This window comes from Microbacterium sp. NPDC090225, assembly GCF_044772365.1.
Lineage (GTDB): Bacteria > Actinomycetota > Actinomycetes > Actinomycetales > Microbacteriaceae > Microbacterium.
This window is the reverse complement of sequence record NZ_JBIVYS010000001.1, coordinates 904,481-919,426: the sequence shown is the minus strand read 5'-3', so window position 1 is coordinate 919,426 and position 14,946 is coordinate 904,481. Positions and strand designations below refer to the sequence as shown.

Here is a 14,946-nt window from a genome sequence, read left to right as displayed (position 1 = left end):
GGGGGCGTCAGTCGAAGATGCCGTCGAGGAGGCTCCCGATGACGAGACCGCCGAGGATGCCGGAGGCGATGTCGCCGCCGCCCCCTCCGCGTCGGCCGCCGCCCCATCCGCCGCCACCACCCCATCCGCCGTCGCCGCCCCAGCCCTGGTCCTGCGGGCGGGAGGAGTCGATGTCGCGCTGAGCGAGCTGGAGGGCCTCGGATGCGAGGTGCGCCACGCGGCGCGCGGCGGCGAGTGCCTGCTCGCGCGTCTCCTCGGCGGGCAGGAGGTCGCCCAGATCGACCCGCAACCGCTCCGCCTCGGCGAGCCGGGTGCGGGCGTCGGCGCCGATCCATCCGCGGTGACCGGAGATGAGCCCGCGGGCGACTCCGAGCTGGCGGTCGGCGTCATCGATGGCGTGCTGAACCTGGGCGAGCGAGGGAAGCGGGTTCGCGGCGCGATGCTCGGCGGTCGCGATCGCGTCGTCGAGCCCGGTGTTGGCGTCGCGCAGGCGGGAGAGCTCGGCGAAGGGATCGTTCGGAGTCCCCGAGGGGGTGAGAGCGCTCAGTGCCTCCTGGAGGGCGGAGACGGCAGCCGCGACCGCGGGGACCTGCGGTGCGTTGCGAGCGGCGATCAGATCGCCTCGTGAGTCGGCGATGACCTCGGCCAGCGTGGACTCCGCGCGCAGCGCCTCGATCTCGAAGTCCTCGACGGCGTCGAGCAGCGTCGCCGCACGGCGGGTCGCCTCGGTCGCGGTCTCGAGCGCGAGGTTCGCCTCCTCGTTCTGCTTGGCGGCGCGGCGACGTTCCGAGACCGACGCACCGTGCACCGCGAAGGCGATGAGCTGCTCGGCCTCGCGGGCGCTCGCGGTGATCTGCGTCATCGCCGATGGGGCATAGCGGGAGGAGAGGCGCTCGATCGTGGAGGTCGTCGCCGGGATGCGCGCGCTGAGCGACTCGGCATCCGCCCGTACCTTGGCGATCACCTCGGGTGCCCGCCGCACCTTCGCGACCGACTCGGCGAGGACGGCGGTCTTCTCGTCGAGGAGATCCTGCGCCCAGTCGCACAGCTGGATGATGCGCGCGTTGCGCGTGCGCAGCTCCTCCGGGGTGTCGGGGATCTCGTCGTGGTTGAGCTGGTGCAGCTGGAACGCCTCGCGCAGGTGAGTGCGGACGGCGGCGAGCGCCTTCTTCAGATCGCCGGTGAGCGATTCCCCGAGCTCGGCCTCGGCGAACGCCAGCTCGTCGGATGTCGATCGGATCCGCTCATCGGCGGAGACGAGTGCCTGCTCCGCCCGGCGTGCGAGATCTGCGTCCTGGACCGCGAGGGCTTCCTGTTCGCGTTTGCGTCTGCCCCAGATACCTGCCATGACCCGATCCTACTTTCCGCAGACGAGCGGATGCCTGTGCATCCGCTCCAGGCGAACGCGGGTTTCGCGGCCGCGGCTCAGATCAGTACCGCGTCGCCTGTGCTCTTCGACGGGCGACCGCGCTTGGGGCGATCCTGCGTGAGGCCGAGCGCGAGGGCGTGCCGGGGATGGGCCGCGAGTCGCTCCTCGAGATGCGTGAGCCAGCGCTCCTCCGCCTCCGCAGCGAAGATCAGGGAGTCCATGACGAGCGAACGCGCGAGGTGCTCGGCGTCGTCGGTGTCCCCGACCGTCGTCGCTTCCGCGCGCAGGCGGGCGAGGCGTCCGCTCGTCTCGACGCGCTGCGTGCGGATGGCCTCGCGTGCGTCGACACCGGGCAGCGTGGCGGCTACGGCCAGTTTGATCGCGACCTCGTCGCGGACGGCAGCCGTGCGGACGACGGGGGAGGAGAGCCACCGGGCGACCTCGGTGGATCCCTCAGCGGTGATCCGCCAGTAGATGTGCCCCTGGGCATCCGCATCGAGTCTCGCGACGAGCCCGTCACGCTCGAGCCGCTCGAGCGTGTTGTAGATCTGACCGACGTTGAGCGGCCAGCGCGATCCCGTGCGGCGATCGAACTCGTGCCGCAGCTGGTAGCCGTAGCACGGCCCCTGGTCGAGGATGGCGAGCAGGCTCTGCCGTACGGACATCGTGACCTCCTGAAGTGTTTTCCCAGCATATGCATACCTGGAAAAGGGTGGGAGCGCGTCCATGCAGGCGACGTGGAGGTCACGGCCCGGTAACATGACAACATATGCCTGGGGCACGCACCGTCGTGCGCCGGCACTTTACCCACCAACAGGGAGATGACATCCGTGGCCAATCCTCTTGAGAAGCTGCTGCGCGCTGGCGAGGGGCGGGTCATCCGCCGCCTGAACCAGGTGGTCAAAGCCGTGGGAGCGCTGGAAGAGGACATCTCCAAGCTCACCGACGACGAGCTGCGCAACGAGACCGCCGAACTGCGTGCACGCTTCGAGAAGGGTGAGACGCTCGACCAGCTGATGCCCGAGGCGTTCGCCGCCGTCCGCGAAGCGGCCAAGCGCACGCTCGGCATGCGCGCCTACGACGTGCAGATCATGGGTGGCGCCGCGCTCCACCTCGGCAACATCGCCGAGATGAAGACGGGTGAGGGAAAGACGCTCGTCGCGACGTTCCCCGCCTATCTCAACGCGATCGCCGGCAAGGGCGTCCACGTCATCACGGTCAACGACTTCCTCGCGAGCTACCAGGCCGAACTCATGGGACGCGTGTACCGCGCCCTCGGCATGACGACCGGGATCATCGTCTCGGGACAGACACCGGCCGTGCGCCGCGAGCAGTACGCCGCCGACATCACCTACGGCACGAACAACGAGTTCGGGTTCGACTACCTGCGCGACAACATGGCATGGCGCAAGGAGGACCTCGTCCAGCGCGAGCACTTCTTCGCCGTCGTCGACGAGGTCGACTCGATCCTCATCGACGAGTCCCGCACCCCGCTCATCATCTCCGGTCCGTCCTCCGGTGAGGCCAACCGCTGGTTCGCCGAGTTCGCCAAGATCGCCCGCACCCTCGAGGTGGGCGTCGACTACGAGGTCGACGAGAAGAAGCGCACCGTCGGAGTGCTCGAACCCGGGATCGAGAAGGTCGAGGACTACCTCGGCATCGACAACCTCTACGAGTCGGCGAACACCCCGCTCATCTCGTTCCTGAACAACTCGATCAAGGCGCTCGCGCTGTTCAAGAAGGACACCGACTACGTCGTGATGAACGACGAGGTCATGATCGTCGACGAGCACACCGGACGAATCCTCGTCGGACGCCGCTACAACGAGGGCATCCACCAGGCCATCGAGGCGAAGGAAGCGGTGCCGGTCAAGGCCGAGAACCAGACCCTCGCGACCGTGACGCTGCAGAACTACTTCCGCCTCTACGAGAAGCTCGCCGGCATGACGGGTACCGCAGAGACCGAGGCCGCGGAGTTCATGTCGACGTACAAGCTCGGCGTGATCCCGATTCCCACGAACCGGCCGATGATCCGCAAGGACCAGGCCGACCTGGTCTACAAGAACGAGACCGCGAAGTTCGCTCAGGTCGTCGAGGACATCGCCGAGCGCCATGCCGAGGGTCAGCCGGTCCTGGTCGGCACGACGAGCGTGGAGAAGAGCGAGTACCTCTCGCGTCTGCTCGCGAAGAAGGGCGTCAAGCACGAGGTGCTCAACGCGAAGAACCACGCACGCGAGGCCGAGATCGTCGCCCGCGCCGGTCGACTGGGCGCCGTCACGGTCGCGACCAACATGGCCGGTCGTGGTACCGACATCATGCTCGGCGGAAACGCGGAGTTCCTCGCGGTCCAGGAGCTCAAGTCGAAGGGGCTCGACCCCGTCGAGACTCCCGAGGAGTACGAAGCGGCCTGGGATGAGACCTACGCGTCGATGAAGGGCATCGTCGCGGAGGAGGCCGAGAAGGTCACCGAGGCCGGTGGCCTCTACGTGCTCGGAACCGAACGGCACGAGTCGCGTCGTATCGACAACCAGCTGCGCGGTCGTTCCGGCCGTCAGGGCGACCCGGGCGAAAGCCGGTTCTACCTCAGCCTCACCGACGACCTCATGCGCCTCTTCCAGTCGGGGGCCGCCGAGGCGATCCTCTCCCGCACGAACTTCCCGGACGACGTCCCGATCGAATCGGGTCTCGTCTCGCGCGCTATCCGCAGCGCGCAGTCGCAGGTCGAGGCGCGCAACGCCGAGATGCGCAAGAACGTCCTGAAGTACGACGACGTCCTCAACCGTCAGCGCGAGGCCATCTACGCGGATCGCCGGCACATCCTCCAGGGTGACGACATCGCCGGTCGGGTGCAACACTTCATCGAGGACGCCATCAGCGGGGTCGTCCGCGATCACACGGGCGAGGGCCACAACGAGAGCTGGGACTTCGACGCTCTGTGGACCGAGCTCAAGACCCTGTACCCCGTGAGCGTCACGATCGACGAGGTCGTGTCCGAAGCGGCCGGTCGCAAGGGCGGCATCACCGCCGACGGACTGACCCGCGAGCTGCTCTCCGACGCGAAGATCGCGTACGAGACCCGCGAGGAGACGCTCGGCGAGGCGGCGACGCGCGAGCTCGAGCGGCGCGTGGTGCTGCAGGTGCTCGACCGTCGCTGGCGCGATCACCTCTACGAGATGGACTACCTCAAGGACGGCATCGGGCTGCGGGCGATGGCTCAGCGCGACCCGCTCATCGAGTACCAGCGCGAGGGCTACGCGATGTTCCAGTCGATGATGGGACAGATCAAGGAGGAGTCCGTCGGCTACCTCTACAACCTCGAGGTCGAGGTGCGCCGCGCCGGCGACTCCCAGGTGACCGAGGTCGAGGCGAAGGGCCTCGCCGAGGGTGCCACCGAACAGCGTCTCGAGTACTCCGCGGCCAACGACGCCGGCGAGGTCGAGGTCCGCAACGACCGCGGCCAGGTCCAGCAGGCGGCGACCGACCGCCTGCGGCAGGCAGCCGCGCGTACGCAGGCGCCCCAGACCGAGCCCGAGGAGGCCCCGCGCGGAGCCTTCGGACAGCGCACGGATACTCCGGCTCCGGCCGCCGGCAACCGTGAGCAGCGCCGGGCGCAGGGCAAGAAGAAGAAGTAGATCTCACCGGGATCAGGAGGGCCAGTCCGTGTGGATTGGCCCTCTTTCCGTCCCTGTAGGCTTGGGCGATGACACCAACGCGCCACTTCGACCAGTCGTCGAAGCTCAAGAACGTCCTGTACGAGATTCGCGGAAACGCCCTCGTCGAGGCGGCGCGCTTGGAAGCGGAGGGTCACAAGATCCTCAAGCTGAACACCGGAAATCCTGCGATCTTCGGCTTCGATGCGCCGCAGCAGATCGTTCAGGACATGCTCGCTGCGCTGCCGACCGCACACGGGTACAGCGACAGCAAGGGCATCGTCTCGGCGCGCCGCGCGGTCGTCAGCCGCTACGAGGAGATCGAGGACTTCCCGCGCTTCGGACCGGAAGACGTGTTCCTCGGGAACGGCGTCTCCGAGCTCATCACGATGACCATGCAGGCACTCCTCGACGAGGGCGACGAGGTGCTGATCCCCGCACCGGACTATCCGCTCTGGACCGCGATGACGAGCCTGGCCGGAGGGACGCCGACGCACTACCTGTGCGACGAGGACAACGGCTGGCAGCCGGACCTCGAAGACATCCGCTCGAAGATCACGCCGCGCACCAAGGCGCTCGTGATCATCAACCCGAACAACCCCACGGGTGTCGTGTACTCCCGTGAGGTGCTCGAGGGTCTCGTGCAGATCGCACGGGAGAACCAGCTGCTTCTGCTCTCGGACGAGATCTACGACCGCATCCTGTTCGATGACGCGGTGCACATCCCGACCGCGACCCTCGCGCCCGACCTGCTGTGCCTGACTTTCAACGGTCTGTCGAAGACGTACCGCGTGGCGGGTTATCGCTCGGGATGGCTCGTCATCACCGGTCCGCAGGAGCACGCGAAGGGTTTCCTCGAAGGCATCACCCTCCTCGCTTCCACGCGTCTGTGCCCCAACGTGCCCTCGCAGCACGCGGTGCAGGCGGCGCTCTCCGGAGTGCAGTCCATCGACTCCCTCATCGCACCGAGCGGCCGCCTGCATGAGCAGCGCGACGTGGCATGGCAGGGTCTCGAGTCCATCCCCGGTGTCTCGTGCGTGAAGCCCGAGGGTGCGCTCTACGCCTTCCCGCGGCTCGATCCGAACGTGCACGAGATTCGCGACGATGCGCGACTCGTCTACGACCTTCTGGTCTCCGAGCAGATCCTCCTCGTGCAGGGCACGGGCTTCAACTGGCCGACTCCCGACCACCTTCGGATCGTCACGCTCCCCGAACCGCGCGTGCTGAACGAAGCAATCGAGCGACTCGGGAACTTCCTGGCGAGTTATCGGCAGAACTAGTGACCTGCGCGGCGCTCGGCACCATCGAGGTCGCCAGGCGTCGCGCACCGGCGACGAGCGCTGATCGTGGGGTCAGGTCCGACATCGGCCGTGCGTGCAGGAGTGCGGCGTCGGCCGCGCGCTGGTCGTGCGGCAGGAAGATCGGGTCGACGATCCCGGCGAACCGGTCGAGTGTGTTCCGGATCTGCCCGCGCGCATCCAGGCCGAGCGGCCCCGGTCGCACCTGATTCACGACGACCGTGACCGGCGTCGGTGCCGTGAGATTGCGCAGCTCGGCGTAGTCGCGGAGGAACCGGCTGATCCCGAGGGGGTCCGCCGAGGCGACCGCGATGATCGTATCCGCCTCGCTCAGGGCTGCTGTGGTCGCGGCATGCCGGCGAGGTCCGAGAACGTCGTACGTCGCTTCCTCGTCCGCATCGAAGGACCCCGCCACGTCGATGACGGTCTCCTCGGTCCAGTCCCGACAGGTCTGCAGCGCTCGGGTGAGTCGGGAGGCCGAGAGCTCGGGCCAGCGGCTCGGCCGATTGATACCGGGGAGAACGTCGAGATCTCCGGCGCTCGTCGGTACGACGGTGGCGAGACGGGTGAGTTCCGCGCTGTCGAGCCCCCCGAGCTCGGCGCGTCGGCAGGCGGCGGCGATTCCGGGAGCGTCATCGCCGAGTCCCAGGAGCAACGCGAGCGAGGGGGCGACGGTGTCGGCATCGACGAGTGCGGAGCGTCGACCGAGGCGGGCGAGTTCGACGGCCAACAGCATCGCCACGGTCGAGCGCCCGGGGGAGCCGTGCGGTCCCCACACGACGGTCAGACGATGCGGGAGGTCGCCGGGCGCGCGGTCCTGGGACATCGTGGGCGAGCGGAGCGCGCCCGCGATCTGCCATCCGGTGGCGTCGATCGGCAGTCCGGGTCCGAGGCCGAACTTCTGGAGCAGGCGGCTCTCCGCTCCGCCGAGGGCGAGGATCCTGACGCCGGCTCGGTCGCAGGCGGACACCAGCTCCGGCGTGAGGGTCTCCCTGCTCGCGGGGATCACGAGCGCCTGGGCGCCCGCGAGAAACGTCGTGGCCGAGGTCGCCGATGCGATCGCGATGACGTGCTCGCCCTCGAGCTCGAGCTCACGGGCGAGAGCGCTCGCTCTCGGTTCGTCGATCGCGAGGATCAGTCCGGTCATGAGCCCGCACCGACCGGCACGACGGAGAGGGCGGCATCCCCCGAGATCGCCGCGAGCACGTCGGCGACGTCGGCGCGGTCGATCACGATCTCGACGGCGCTGCGCGAAGCGGAGAGCATCCCCTCGGAATCGATCACCTCTGCCACGATCGCGTCGGCGACGAGGATGCGCGGCGCGTCGTGCGCGCGGCCGTCCTCGAGCAGCGGCGCCTGCCAGAGCTCGACGACCGTGCCCGCGTCGACCCCCTCGGGGATGCCGATGCTGCTCTCGACGACGAGCGTCGTGCTGCGGCTGTCAGCGGCCGTGCCGGATGCCGTATGCGGAACGAGCTCGCCCTCCTCGATGGTCCGGGCGGCGACCTGACCAGATCCGAGGTCCTGGGGCTGTAGATAGTCGTCGGTCGATGTGCCCAGGGAGACGTCGACGACACGGAAGTCCGCGGCGGTGATCGTCTCGCCCTGGACGATCGTGCGGTCGGCCTGCAAGACCGGCGTCGCGGAGTCCGCGGATGACACGATCAGCCAGACCCCGGTGATGGAGAGTCCGACGAGGGCGATGCCGATGAGGAAGCGGAGGTCGCCCCAGAAGGCGCGACGCGGCCGAGAGAAAGTGCTCATGGCGACCCATGCTCACAGATATCCGCGAACCGGTCCGAGAGTTATCCACAGTGGGGATGTCCGGATACGGTGCGGATGCCGTGCGGGGCAGAATGGGGTCATGCCCGATTCGTCTCGTGTCGCTCCGCGCTACCTCGCCCCCGCGCAGGTGGCGGAGCTGTTGAGCATCGAGATCGACGAGGTGCTCGAGCTCGTCGTCGCCGGGCACCTGCGTGGCGCACAACTCGGCGTCCCCGCACGATGGCGCATCGAAGAGGCGAGCATCGAAGGATATCTGGCCGCGCAGTCCGAGGAATCCCGTCGGATGGCGCTCTGGCGTCAGTCGCAGGAGGCGAGCTTCCCCGAGATCTGGGGTGCCTCCACCGCTCACAGGCGCTGATCGCCGGCGAGCCGGATGGCGACCAGTGCCTCGAAAGGCACGATTCGGAAGCTCTGCACCGCACTCGCAAGTCTCGCGGTGCCCGCATCGTGCACCGCGAGATCGAGGTGATCGGCGCCCGCACGATCGATGGTCCCGTGCACGTCATCGCCCCTCGTGGTGCTGAGGTGGAGTGCGACGCGTCTGCGCGCCAGATCGCGGAGCACGAATCCGAGCGTCATCCTCTCGCGGAGGACGCTGGGGGGATCGGCCTCCTCCTCGAGGCTGCTCAAGAGCATTCCGTGATCGCTGCTCAGGCTCTGGATCGCACGAAGGGGAACGACGAGCATCGACCGGGCAGCAAGAGCGCCGAGCGCGGTCGAGATCTCGGCCGCGAGCCAGTCGGCGCCCACGGTGCGCAGGATCACCGGCATCCGTCGGCCGTTCGTGAGCTCGATCACGATCGAGGCGCGCCTCGTGCTCATCACGCGGAGGCGAGTTCGCAGCGCGAGCTGTGAGATGCGCACGCGCTCCGACTCCGCATCGAGTGCGGCGCGCTCCGCCTCCCACTCCGACGCGAGCTGACCCTCGAGGTCCTCAAACAGTCTGTCCCAGTTCATCGGATCGAGCGTAGGGGAGTGCGAGGACCGACATACGAGTTATCCACATACCTCTCGCGGATGCCCCTGCGGGCATGCGTCTGCGTGCTCTACTGGCTCGCGTTCCCCCCGACTGAGAGTGTGACGATGACGCTTCATGAGTACTTCGCACGGCAGACGACCCCGACCGTCGAACTGCCCGATCCCGCACCGCTGCTGCGCAGCCTCACCCAGGGAGTACTCGAGGTACTCGCCGGCGTGCGGGAGGTCGACCAGCTCGCACGCTGGTTCAGTGAGGAGGCATACCGCAGCCTGGTCACCCGGTCGAACCTGTCGGCACGCGCGCGGAGCGCACGGGGAGTGGTGCCCGCACGCCCGAGCTTCGAGATCCGCTCGCTGCGCATCTCCGAGCCCGTCGACAGTGTGATCGAGGCCGTCGTCATCGTGGCGGGACCCGGACGCACACGCGCCGTCGCCGTGCGTCTGGAGGGGCTGGACCGGCGGTGGCGCGCGACGTCGCTGGCGATCCTGTAGAGCGAAGGACCGTAGGCTGGTGGGGTGTCGACCCTCACTGATCTCGCCCATGCCCAGGGCCGTCTGAACGACGGCGATGTCGAGTGGCTGCATCGCCTGGCCGGTGACGGCCAACTGCTCGCCGATCTCTCGTCGGCCGACATCGTCGTCTGGGTGCAGACCGACGACGGTTCGTTCATCGCAGTCGCCCATGCCCGCCCCAGCGGTGCGGCGACCCTCTTCTATCGGGACATCGTCGGGGAGCGTGTGCGCCCCCAGTGGCGCACCCAGGTGCAGGGGGCGTTCGACACCGCGGAGATCGTGGACTCGTCTTCGCCCGACTGGTTCGAGGAGACCCCGACGCGGGTGCGCGCCGTGCCGATCGTGAACGTCCGGCGTGCGGGCGATGTCGCTCCGTCCGTCATCGGCGTCGTGACCCGGCACACGAACCTGGGTGAGGCGCGCACGCCGTCCCGCCAGCAGATCACGTTCGACGACTGCGCCAACGACCTGTTCCGGATGATCGCCGACGGCAGCTTCCCGGATCTCGCGGCCCCGACCTCACCGCGCCGCGGCGCTCCCCGTGCCTCGGACGGTCTGATCCGGATCGACGTCGACGGCATCACCACCTTCGCGAGCCCGAACGCGCTGTCGGCGTTCAACCGCATGGGGTTCGATGACGAGCTCGAGGGGGAGTCCCTCGCCGAGGTGACCACTCGTCTGGTCCCGCCGTCCCGACAGGTCGACGAGTCGCTCCCCGTCGTCGTGACCGGTCGGGCGCCATGGCGCACCGACATCGAGGCGCGCGGGGTGACCGTTTCGCTTCGTGCGATCCCGCTGAAGGATCACGGCACACGGATCGGCGCCATCCTGCTCTGCCGCGACGTCTCGGAGCTGCGTCATCAGGAGCAGGAGCTCATCACGAAGGACGCGACGATCCGCGAGATCCATCACCGCGTCAAGAACAACCTGCAGACGGTGGCATCTCTGCTGCGCATCCAGGCGCGCAGGACGCACTCCGACGAGGCCAGGGATGCGCTGACCCAGGCGATGCGACGCGTCGATGCGATCGCGGTCGTCCACGACACGCTCGCCCAGGGGTTGACCCAGAAGGTCGATTTCGACGAGGTCTTCCATCGCGTGCTCAAGCTCGTCGCCGAGGTCGCCTCGGCACCGAACACACGCGCGCAGACGCAGTCGACCGGTCGGTTCGGCGTGCTGCCGAGCGAGTACGCGACGCCGCTGGCGCTGGCGCTCACCGAGGTCGTCACCAACGCCGTCGAGCACGGGCTCGCGGGCCAGGAGGGCCTCGTCACGATCGACGCGGCCCGCACCGAGGAGAACCTGCGGGTCACCGTGCACGACACCGGGCACGGGCTTCCGGAGGGACGGATCGGTCAGGGCCTCGGTACGCAGATCATCCGCACGCTCATCCAGGGCGAGCTCGGCGGCACGATCGAGTGGCGCGGCAGCGAGGGGGAGGGGACCTCCGTGGTCATCGACATCCCACTGCGCTGGCTGCAGAAGTGAGCCTCCGGGCGCACTGAGGGCACACGAAAGCCCCGCCGGACGAGGAGTACTCGCCGGCGGGGCTTTCGTGATGCGTCAGGAGGCGCGGCGGGCGCGCGCGGCACGGCGCTTGAGGGCGCGGCGCTCGTCTTCGGAGAGGCCGCCCCAGACGCCGGAGTCCTGGCTGGACTCGAGTGCGTACTGCAGGCAGATCTCGGTGACCGTGCAGGTGGCGCAGACGGTCTTCGCCTTCTCGATCTGGTCGACGGCCGGGCCGGTGTTGCCGACCGGGAAGAACAGCTCGGGATCGACGGTCAGGCAGGCGGCTTTGTCGCGCCAGTCCATGGGGGCTCCTCGGTGTGGATTTCAGAATCGCGATGCGATGTCTCGATTCGGGTGACGGCTCGGGATCCGTTACCCTGTGTGAGATGCGGACGGTTGCCCGCGAAGTGTGATGCGGGCAAGAGAGCCCGCCCCACGCCGCTGTGGGAGCACATGACTGTTTCTATTGTGTTACAGGAAACCTTCGAAATCAAGGCTTTTCGCCATTCACCCTCGATTCCCAGGAGACTCCGTGCGCGCACCCGGACTCGCTCTCGCCGCCGCGGCGGTTCTCGCCGTCGAGGGAGCCGCTCTCGTGGTGTTCGCCCTGATCGAGCTGATGGGGATCGGCGCCGGTGACGCGGCATCCGTCCCCACGGCCGTCGCGCTGATGGTGCTCACCCTGATCGGTGCGGCAGCGCTCTTCGCTTTCGCCTGGGGCGCACGCGCGGGGCGCTCCTGGGCGCGATCCGGGGGAGTGGTGTTCCAGATCCTCGCGGTCGTGATCGCTCTCGCGTCACTGACCCTGCAGCCGATCCCGTGGGCGTTCGTGCTCGGGGCGGGTCTGCCGGGACTGCTCGGATTCGTGCTCCTGATCGCGAGCACGCGCCGTGAGGCCGACCTGCACGAGAACGACGCCCCCGCGGGCGACTGACACGTCTCAGGCGTCGATACCGAGCAGCTTGCGCAGTCGGGCCACGTGCCCGGTCGCCTTCACGTTGTAGAGGGCGTGCGCGATCACGCCGTCCTCGTCGAGGACGAACGTCGATCGGATGACGCCTTCGATGACCTTGCCGTAATTGACCTTCTCGCCCCAGGCGCCGTAGGCGCTGTGCACGGCGTGGTCGGGGTCGCTCAGAAGGGTGAAGGTCAAGCCGTCGCGCTCGCGGAACGCCGCGAGCTTCTTCGGCTCGTCGCGCGAGATGCCGATCACGCGATAGCCGGCGCCCTGGAGCGACGAGATGCTGTCGCGGAAGTCGCAGGCCTGCGTCGTGCAGCCAGGGGTCATCGCGGCCGGATAGAAGTAGAGAACGGTCTTCTCGCCGCGCAGATCGGTGAGCGAGACGCTCGTGCCGTCCTGGTCGAGAAGGGTGAAATCGGGGGCGGGCGTTCCGGCTTCGAGGCGCTGAGTCACCCGTCCAGCCTATCGGCCGGTCGCCTGCTCCGCCTTGTCGGCGAAGGTCTGCAGCAGGCGCTGGAGCGAGTCGAGACGGGCGAGACCGGTTTCGCTGAGTTCCCCTCGCTCGGCTGCCTCGATGAGGGCGCAGTCCGGGGCATCCGCGAGGTGGGTGCATCCGCGCGGACAGTTCTTCGCGATCTCGGCGAGTTCGGTGAAGGCGGCGAGGATGTTCTCGGGTTTGACGTGCCCGAGGCCGAACGATCGGACACCGGGAGTGTCGATGACCCACCCGTTGCCAGCCGGACCCTGATAGCGGAGCGAGACCGTCGACGACGACGTGTGCCGGCCGCGACCCGTCACCTGGTTCACGTGTCCGGTCGCCCGACCGGCGGTGGGCACGAGCGCGTTCACGAGCGTCGACTTACCCACACCCGAGTGGCCGACGAACACCGTGGAGTGCCCGACGAGCGCGGATCCGATCTCGTCGACGGGCATCACGTCCTGGGCGCTGGTGAAGACGGTCAGATCGAGACCGTCGAAGTGCGAGAGGAAGTGCGCGGGGTCGGCGAGATCGGTCTTCGTGACGACGAGGAGCGGGCGGATGCCGGCATCGAGAGCGGCGACCAGATAGCGATCGACGAGGCGCTCGCGGGGCTCCGGATCGGCGGCCGCGACGACGATGAGCATCTGATCGGCGTTCGCGACGATCACGCGCTCGACCTGGTCGGTGTCGTCGGCGCTGCGCCGCAGGAGGGACGTGCGCTCGACGATCCCGACGATGCGCCCGAGCGTTCCGTCCTCCCCGGAGAGATCTCCGACCACGCGCGCCCGATCCCCCGTGACGATGGGATTCCGGCGCAGTTCCCGCGCACGGGCGGCGGTGATCGTGCGCTCCGACGGGGAGTCCTCGTCGAGGAGCACGGAGTAGCGTCCGCGATCGACGCCGAGCACGCGTCCGATCTCGGCGTCCTCATGCGCAGGGCGACGTTTGGTCCGGGGCCTGTTGGCCTTCGGATTGGGCCGGGTGCGGATCGCGCTCTCGTCGTAGTCCTCGAAGTCGTCTTCGAGGTCGTCGTCGCCGTCGAGCCAGCTCACGCGGCTGTGCCTCCCAGCATCCGCTCCCACAGCAACGTGAACTCGGGGAGCGTCTTCGCGGTCGTACCGATGTCGTCGATCTCGACTCCGGGGACGCGGAGCCCGATCAGGGCGCCGGTGGTCGCCATCCGGTGGTCGTGGTGAGCTGCCCAGGTGCCGCCGTGCAGCGGGCGGGGGATGATCCGCAGGCCGTCGGAGAGTTCTTCCGCCTCGCCGCCCAGCGCGCGGAGGTTGCCGATGAGAGCGGCGATCCGATCGGTCTCGTGCAGACGGATGTGTCCGATCCCGCGGATCGTCGTGGGGCCGTCGGCGAAGGCCGCGAGACCGACGAGGGTCGGGGTGAGCTCACTCGCCGCCGACAGGTCGAGGTCGAGGCCGCGGATGACGCCGCCGGAGCGGACGGTGAGAGCGCCGCCGTGCCGGCTGGCGTGCGCGCCCATCGCCTGGAGGATCTCGGGCAGCAGCGCGCCCGGCTGGGTGGAGTGCGCCGGCCACCCGGTGATCGACACCGCGCCTCCGGTCACCATCGCCGCCGCGAGGAACGGGGCGGCGTTGGAGAGATCCGGCTCGATGGCGATCTCCTTGGCGCGCGGGACACCGGCCTCGACGAGCCACTCACCGGCGGCCGGACGTTCGATCCGGATGCCGCGGCGACTGAGAGCCTCGATGGTCATGTCGATGTGGGGGAGGCTGGGCAGGTGCTCCCCGGTGTGCACGAGGTGCAGGCCGACGTCGAAGCGCGGGGCGGCGAGCAGCAGGCCCGAGACGAACTGGCTCGAGGCGGAGGCGTCGATCTCGACGCGTCCGCCGCGGATGCGTCCGTGCCCGCGGATGGTGAACGGCAACGCCCAGGTGCCCTCGTCGTCGATGTCGACCCCGAGGTCGCGCAGAGCGCTGATCAGGCCGCCCATGGGGCGGTGCAGCGCATTCTCGTGCGCGGTGAGGTGCACGTCGTGGGCCGCGAGGCCCGCGAGGGGCGCGATGAACCGCATGACCGTGCCGGCCTGGCCGCAGTCGACGGTGGTGCCTCCGGCGAGCTTCGCGGGGGTGACGACGAGATCGGGGCCGAACTCGCCCCCTGCATCCACCTCCTCGATGCCGACGCCGAGCGCGCGTAGCGCGTCGACCATCCGACGCGAGTCGTCGGAGTGCAGCGGGCTGATCAGACGACCGGGGCCGTCGGCGATCGCGGCGATGATGAGTTCCCGGTTCGTGAGGGACTTCGAGCCGGGGATCGTCAGCGTCGCGTGGATCTGATCGTCGAAAACCGGCGCGGTGTAGGCGCCCGTGACGGGGGGAGGGGAATACCTTTTGGCGCTCATCGGTTTCCACCTTAGTGAACGGCGGCAC

15 protein-coding genes are annotated in these 14,946 nt (G+C 68.7%); 6 read left to right on the top strand and 9 right to left on the bottom strand.

The features are described 5' to 3' along the window. Nucleotides 1-7: 7 nt before the first annotated feature. Both ACIQTT_RS04550 and ACIQTT_RS04545 read right to left on the bottom strand, forming a co-directional pair. On the bottom strand, nucleotides 8-1,348 hold the full coding sequence (locus tag ACIQTT_RS04550; protein ID WP_402786616.1) for a hypothetical protein: 1,341 nt from the start codon (nucleotides 1,346-1,348) through the stop codon (nucleotides 8-10). 77 nt (nucleotides 1,349-1,425) lie between these two features. Further along, nucleotides 1,426-2,034, bottom strand: a complete 609-nt coding sequence (locus tag ACIQTT_RS04545; protein ID WP_402786613.1) for a PadR family transcriptional regulator — start codon at nucleotides 2,032-2,034, stop codon at nucleotides 1,426-1,428. A 165-nt stretch (nucleotides 2,035-2,199) separates the two neighbouring features. Here ACIQTT_RS04545 and secA point away from each other — a divergent pair, with 165 nt between their 5' ends. Continuing rightward, nucleotides 2,200-5,001 carry a preprotein translocase subunit SecA gene (gene secA / locus ACIQTT_RS04540; protein WP_402786610.1) on the top strand — a complete coding sequence of 934 codons (2,802 nt, stop codon included), beginning with the start codon at nucleotides 2,200-2,202 and terminating at the stop codon, nucleotides 4,999-5,001. Between the two features lie 68 nt (nucleotides 5,002-5,069). After that, nucleotides 5,070-6,299, top strand: a complete 1,230-nt coding sequence (locus ACIQTT_RS04535; RefSeq protein WP_402786607.1) for a pyridoxal phosphate-dependent aminotransferase — start codon at nucleotides 5,070-5,072, stop codon at nucleotides 6,297-6,299. Here ACIQTT_RS04535 and ACIQTT_RS04530 read toward each other — a convergent pair. Together ACIQTT_RS04530 and ACIQTT_RS04525 are read right to left on the bottom strand one after the other, a co-directional pair. Next, nucleotides 6,220-7,464, bottom strand: coding sequence for a CpaE family protein (locus ACIQTT_RS04530; RefSeq protein ID WP_402786604.1), 1,245 nt, complete (start codon nucleotides 7,462-7,464; stop codon nucleotides 6,220-6,222). The two genes, ACIQTT_RS04535 and ACIQTT_RS04530, sit on opposite strands and share 80 nt — an antisense overlap. Continuing rightward, a complete protein-coding gene (locus tag ACIQTT_RS04525) occupies nucleotides 7,461-8,081 on the bottom strand; it encodes an SAF domain-containing protein (protein ID WP_402786601.1) in 621 nt (206 codons plus the stop codon). The genes ACIQTT_RS04530 and ACIQTT_RS04525 overlap by 4 nt, the downstream gene beginning before the upstream one ends. A 100-nt stretch (nucleotides 8,082-8,181) precedes the next feature. Here ACIQTT_RS04525 and ACIQTT_RS04520 point away from each other — a divergent pair, with 100 nt between their 5' ends. Beyond that, nucleotides 8,182-8,460 (top strand): helix-turn-helix domain-containing protein, encoded by a 279-nt coding sequence (locus ACIQTT_RS04520; protein ID WP_402786598.1) that lies wholly within the window; start codon nucleotides 8,182-8,184, stop codon nucleotides 8,458-8,460. On the opposite strand, the gene ACIQTT_RS04515 is transcribed toward ACIQTT_RS04520, so the two are convergent. Continuing rightward, nucleotides 8,448-9,059 carry a hypothetical protein gene (locus tag ACIQTT_RS04515; RefSeq protein ID WP_402786595.1) on the bottom strand — a complete coding sequence of 204 codons (612 nt, stop codon included), beginning with the start codon at nucleotides 9,057-9,059 and terminating at the stop codon, nucleotides 8,448-8,450. The two genes, ACIQTT_RS04520 and ACIQTT_RS04515, sit on opposite strands and share 13 nt — an antisense overlap. A 126-nt stretch (nucleotides 9,060-9,185) precedes the next feature. On the opposite strand from ACIQTT_RS04515, the gene ACIQTT_RS04510 reads away from it, so the two are divergent. Together ACIQTT_RS04510 and ACIQTT_RS04505 are read left to right on the top strand one after the other, a co-directional pair. Further along, nucleotides 9,186-9,572 carry an Rv3235 family protein gene (locus tag ACIQTT_RS04510; RefSeq protein WP_402786592.1) on the top strand — a complete coding sequence of 129 codons (387 nt, stop codon included), beginning with the start codon at nucleotides 9,186-9,188 and terminating at the stop codon, nucleotides 9,570-9,572. A 24-nt stretch (nucleotides 9,573-9,596) separates the two neighbouring features. Beyond that, entirely contained in the window at nucleotides 9,597-11,081 is a 1,485-nt protein-coding gene (locus tag ACIQTT_RS04505; RefSeq protein WP_402786589.1) for a sensor histidine kinase, read from the top strand. Nucleotides 11,082-11,156: 75 nt separating this feature from the next. On the opposite strand, the gene ACIQTT_RS04500 is transcribed toward ACIQTT_RS04505, so the two are convergent. Continuing rightward, nucleotides 11,157-11,405 carry a WhiB family transcriptional regulator gene (locus ACIQTT_RS04500; RefSeq protein ID WP_028503730.1) on the bottom strand — a complete coding sequence of 83 codons (249 nt, stop codon included), beginning with the start codon at nucleotides 11,403-11,405 and terminating at the stop codon, nucleotides 11,157-11,159. Nucleotides 11,406-11,634: 229 nt separating this feature from the next. On the opposite strand from ACIQTT_RS04500, the gene ACIQTT_RS04495 reads away from it, so the two are divergent. Continuing rightward, the gene (locus tag ACIQTT_RS04495; RefSeq protein ID WP_402786586.1) at nucleotides 11,635-12,036 is read left to right on the top strand and encodes a hypothetical protein; all 402 of its coding nucleotides are present in this window, start codon (nucleotides 11,635-11,637) and stop codon (nucleotides 12,034-12,036) included. A gap of 6 nt (nucleotides 12,037-12,042) precedes the next feature. Here the strand turns inward: ACIQTT_RS04495 and bcp are convergent, their stop codons facing one another. From bcp to aroA, 3 genes are read right to left on the bottom strand one after another with little or no spacing between them, the layout of a single operon-like run. Then, nucleotides 12,043-12,516: a thioredoxin-dependent thiol peroxidase gene (gene bcp, locus ACIQTT_RS04490; RefSeq protein ID WP_402786583.1), complete on the bottom strand. Its 474-nt coding sequence runs from the start codon at nucleotides 12,514-12,516 to the stop codon at nucleotides 12,043-12,045. Nucleotides 12,517-12,525: 9 nt separating this feature from the next. Further along, complete coding sequence (gene rsgA / locus ACIQTT_RS04485; RefSeq protein ID WP_402786580.1) at nucleotides 12,526-13,596, bottom strand: ribosome small subunit-dependent GTPase A; 1,071 nt, start codon at nucleotides 13,594-13,596, stop codon at nucleotides 12,526-12,528. After that, nucleotides 13,593-14,918 (bottom strand): 3-phosphoshikimate 1-carboxyvinyltransferase, encoded by a 1,326-nt coding sequence (aroA, locus tag ACIQTT_RS04480; RefSeq protein WP_402786577.1) that lies wholly within the window; start codon nucleotides 14,916-14,918, stop codon nucleotides 13,593-13,595. Before aroA ends, rsgA begins: the two co-directional genes overlap by 4 nt. Nucleotides 14,919-14,946 lie beyond the last annotated feature (28 nt).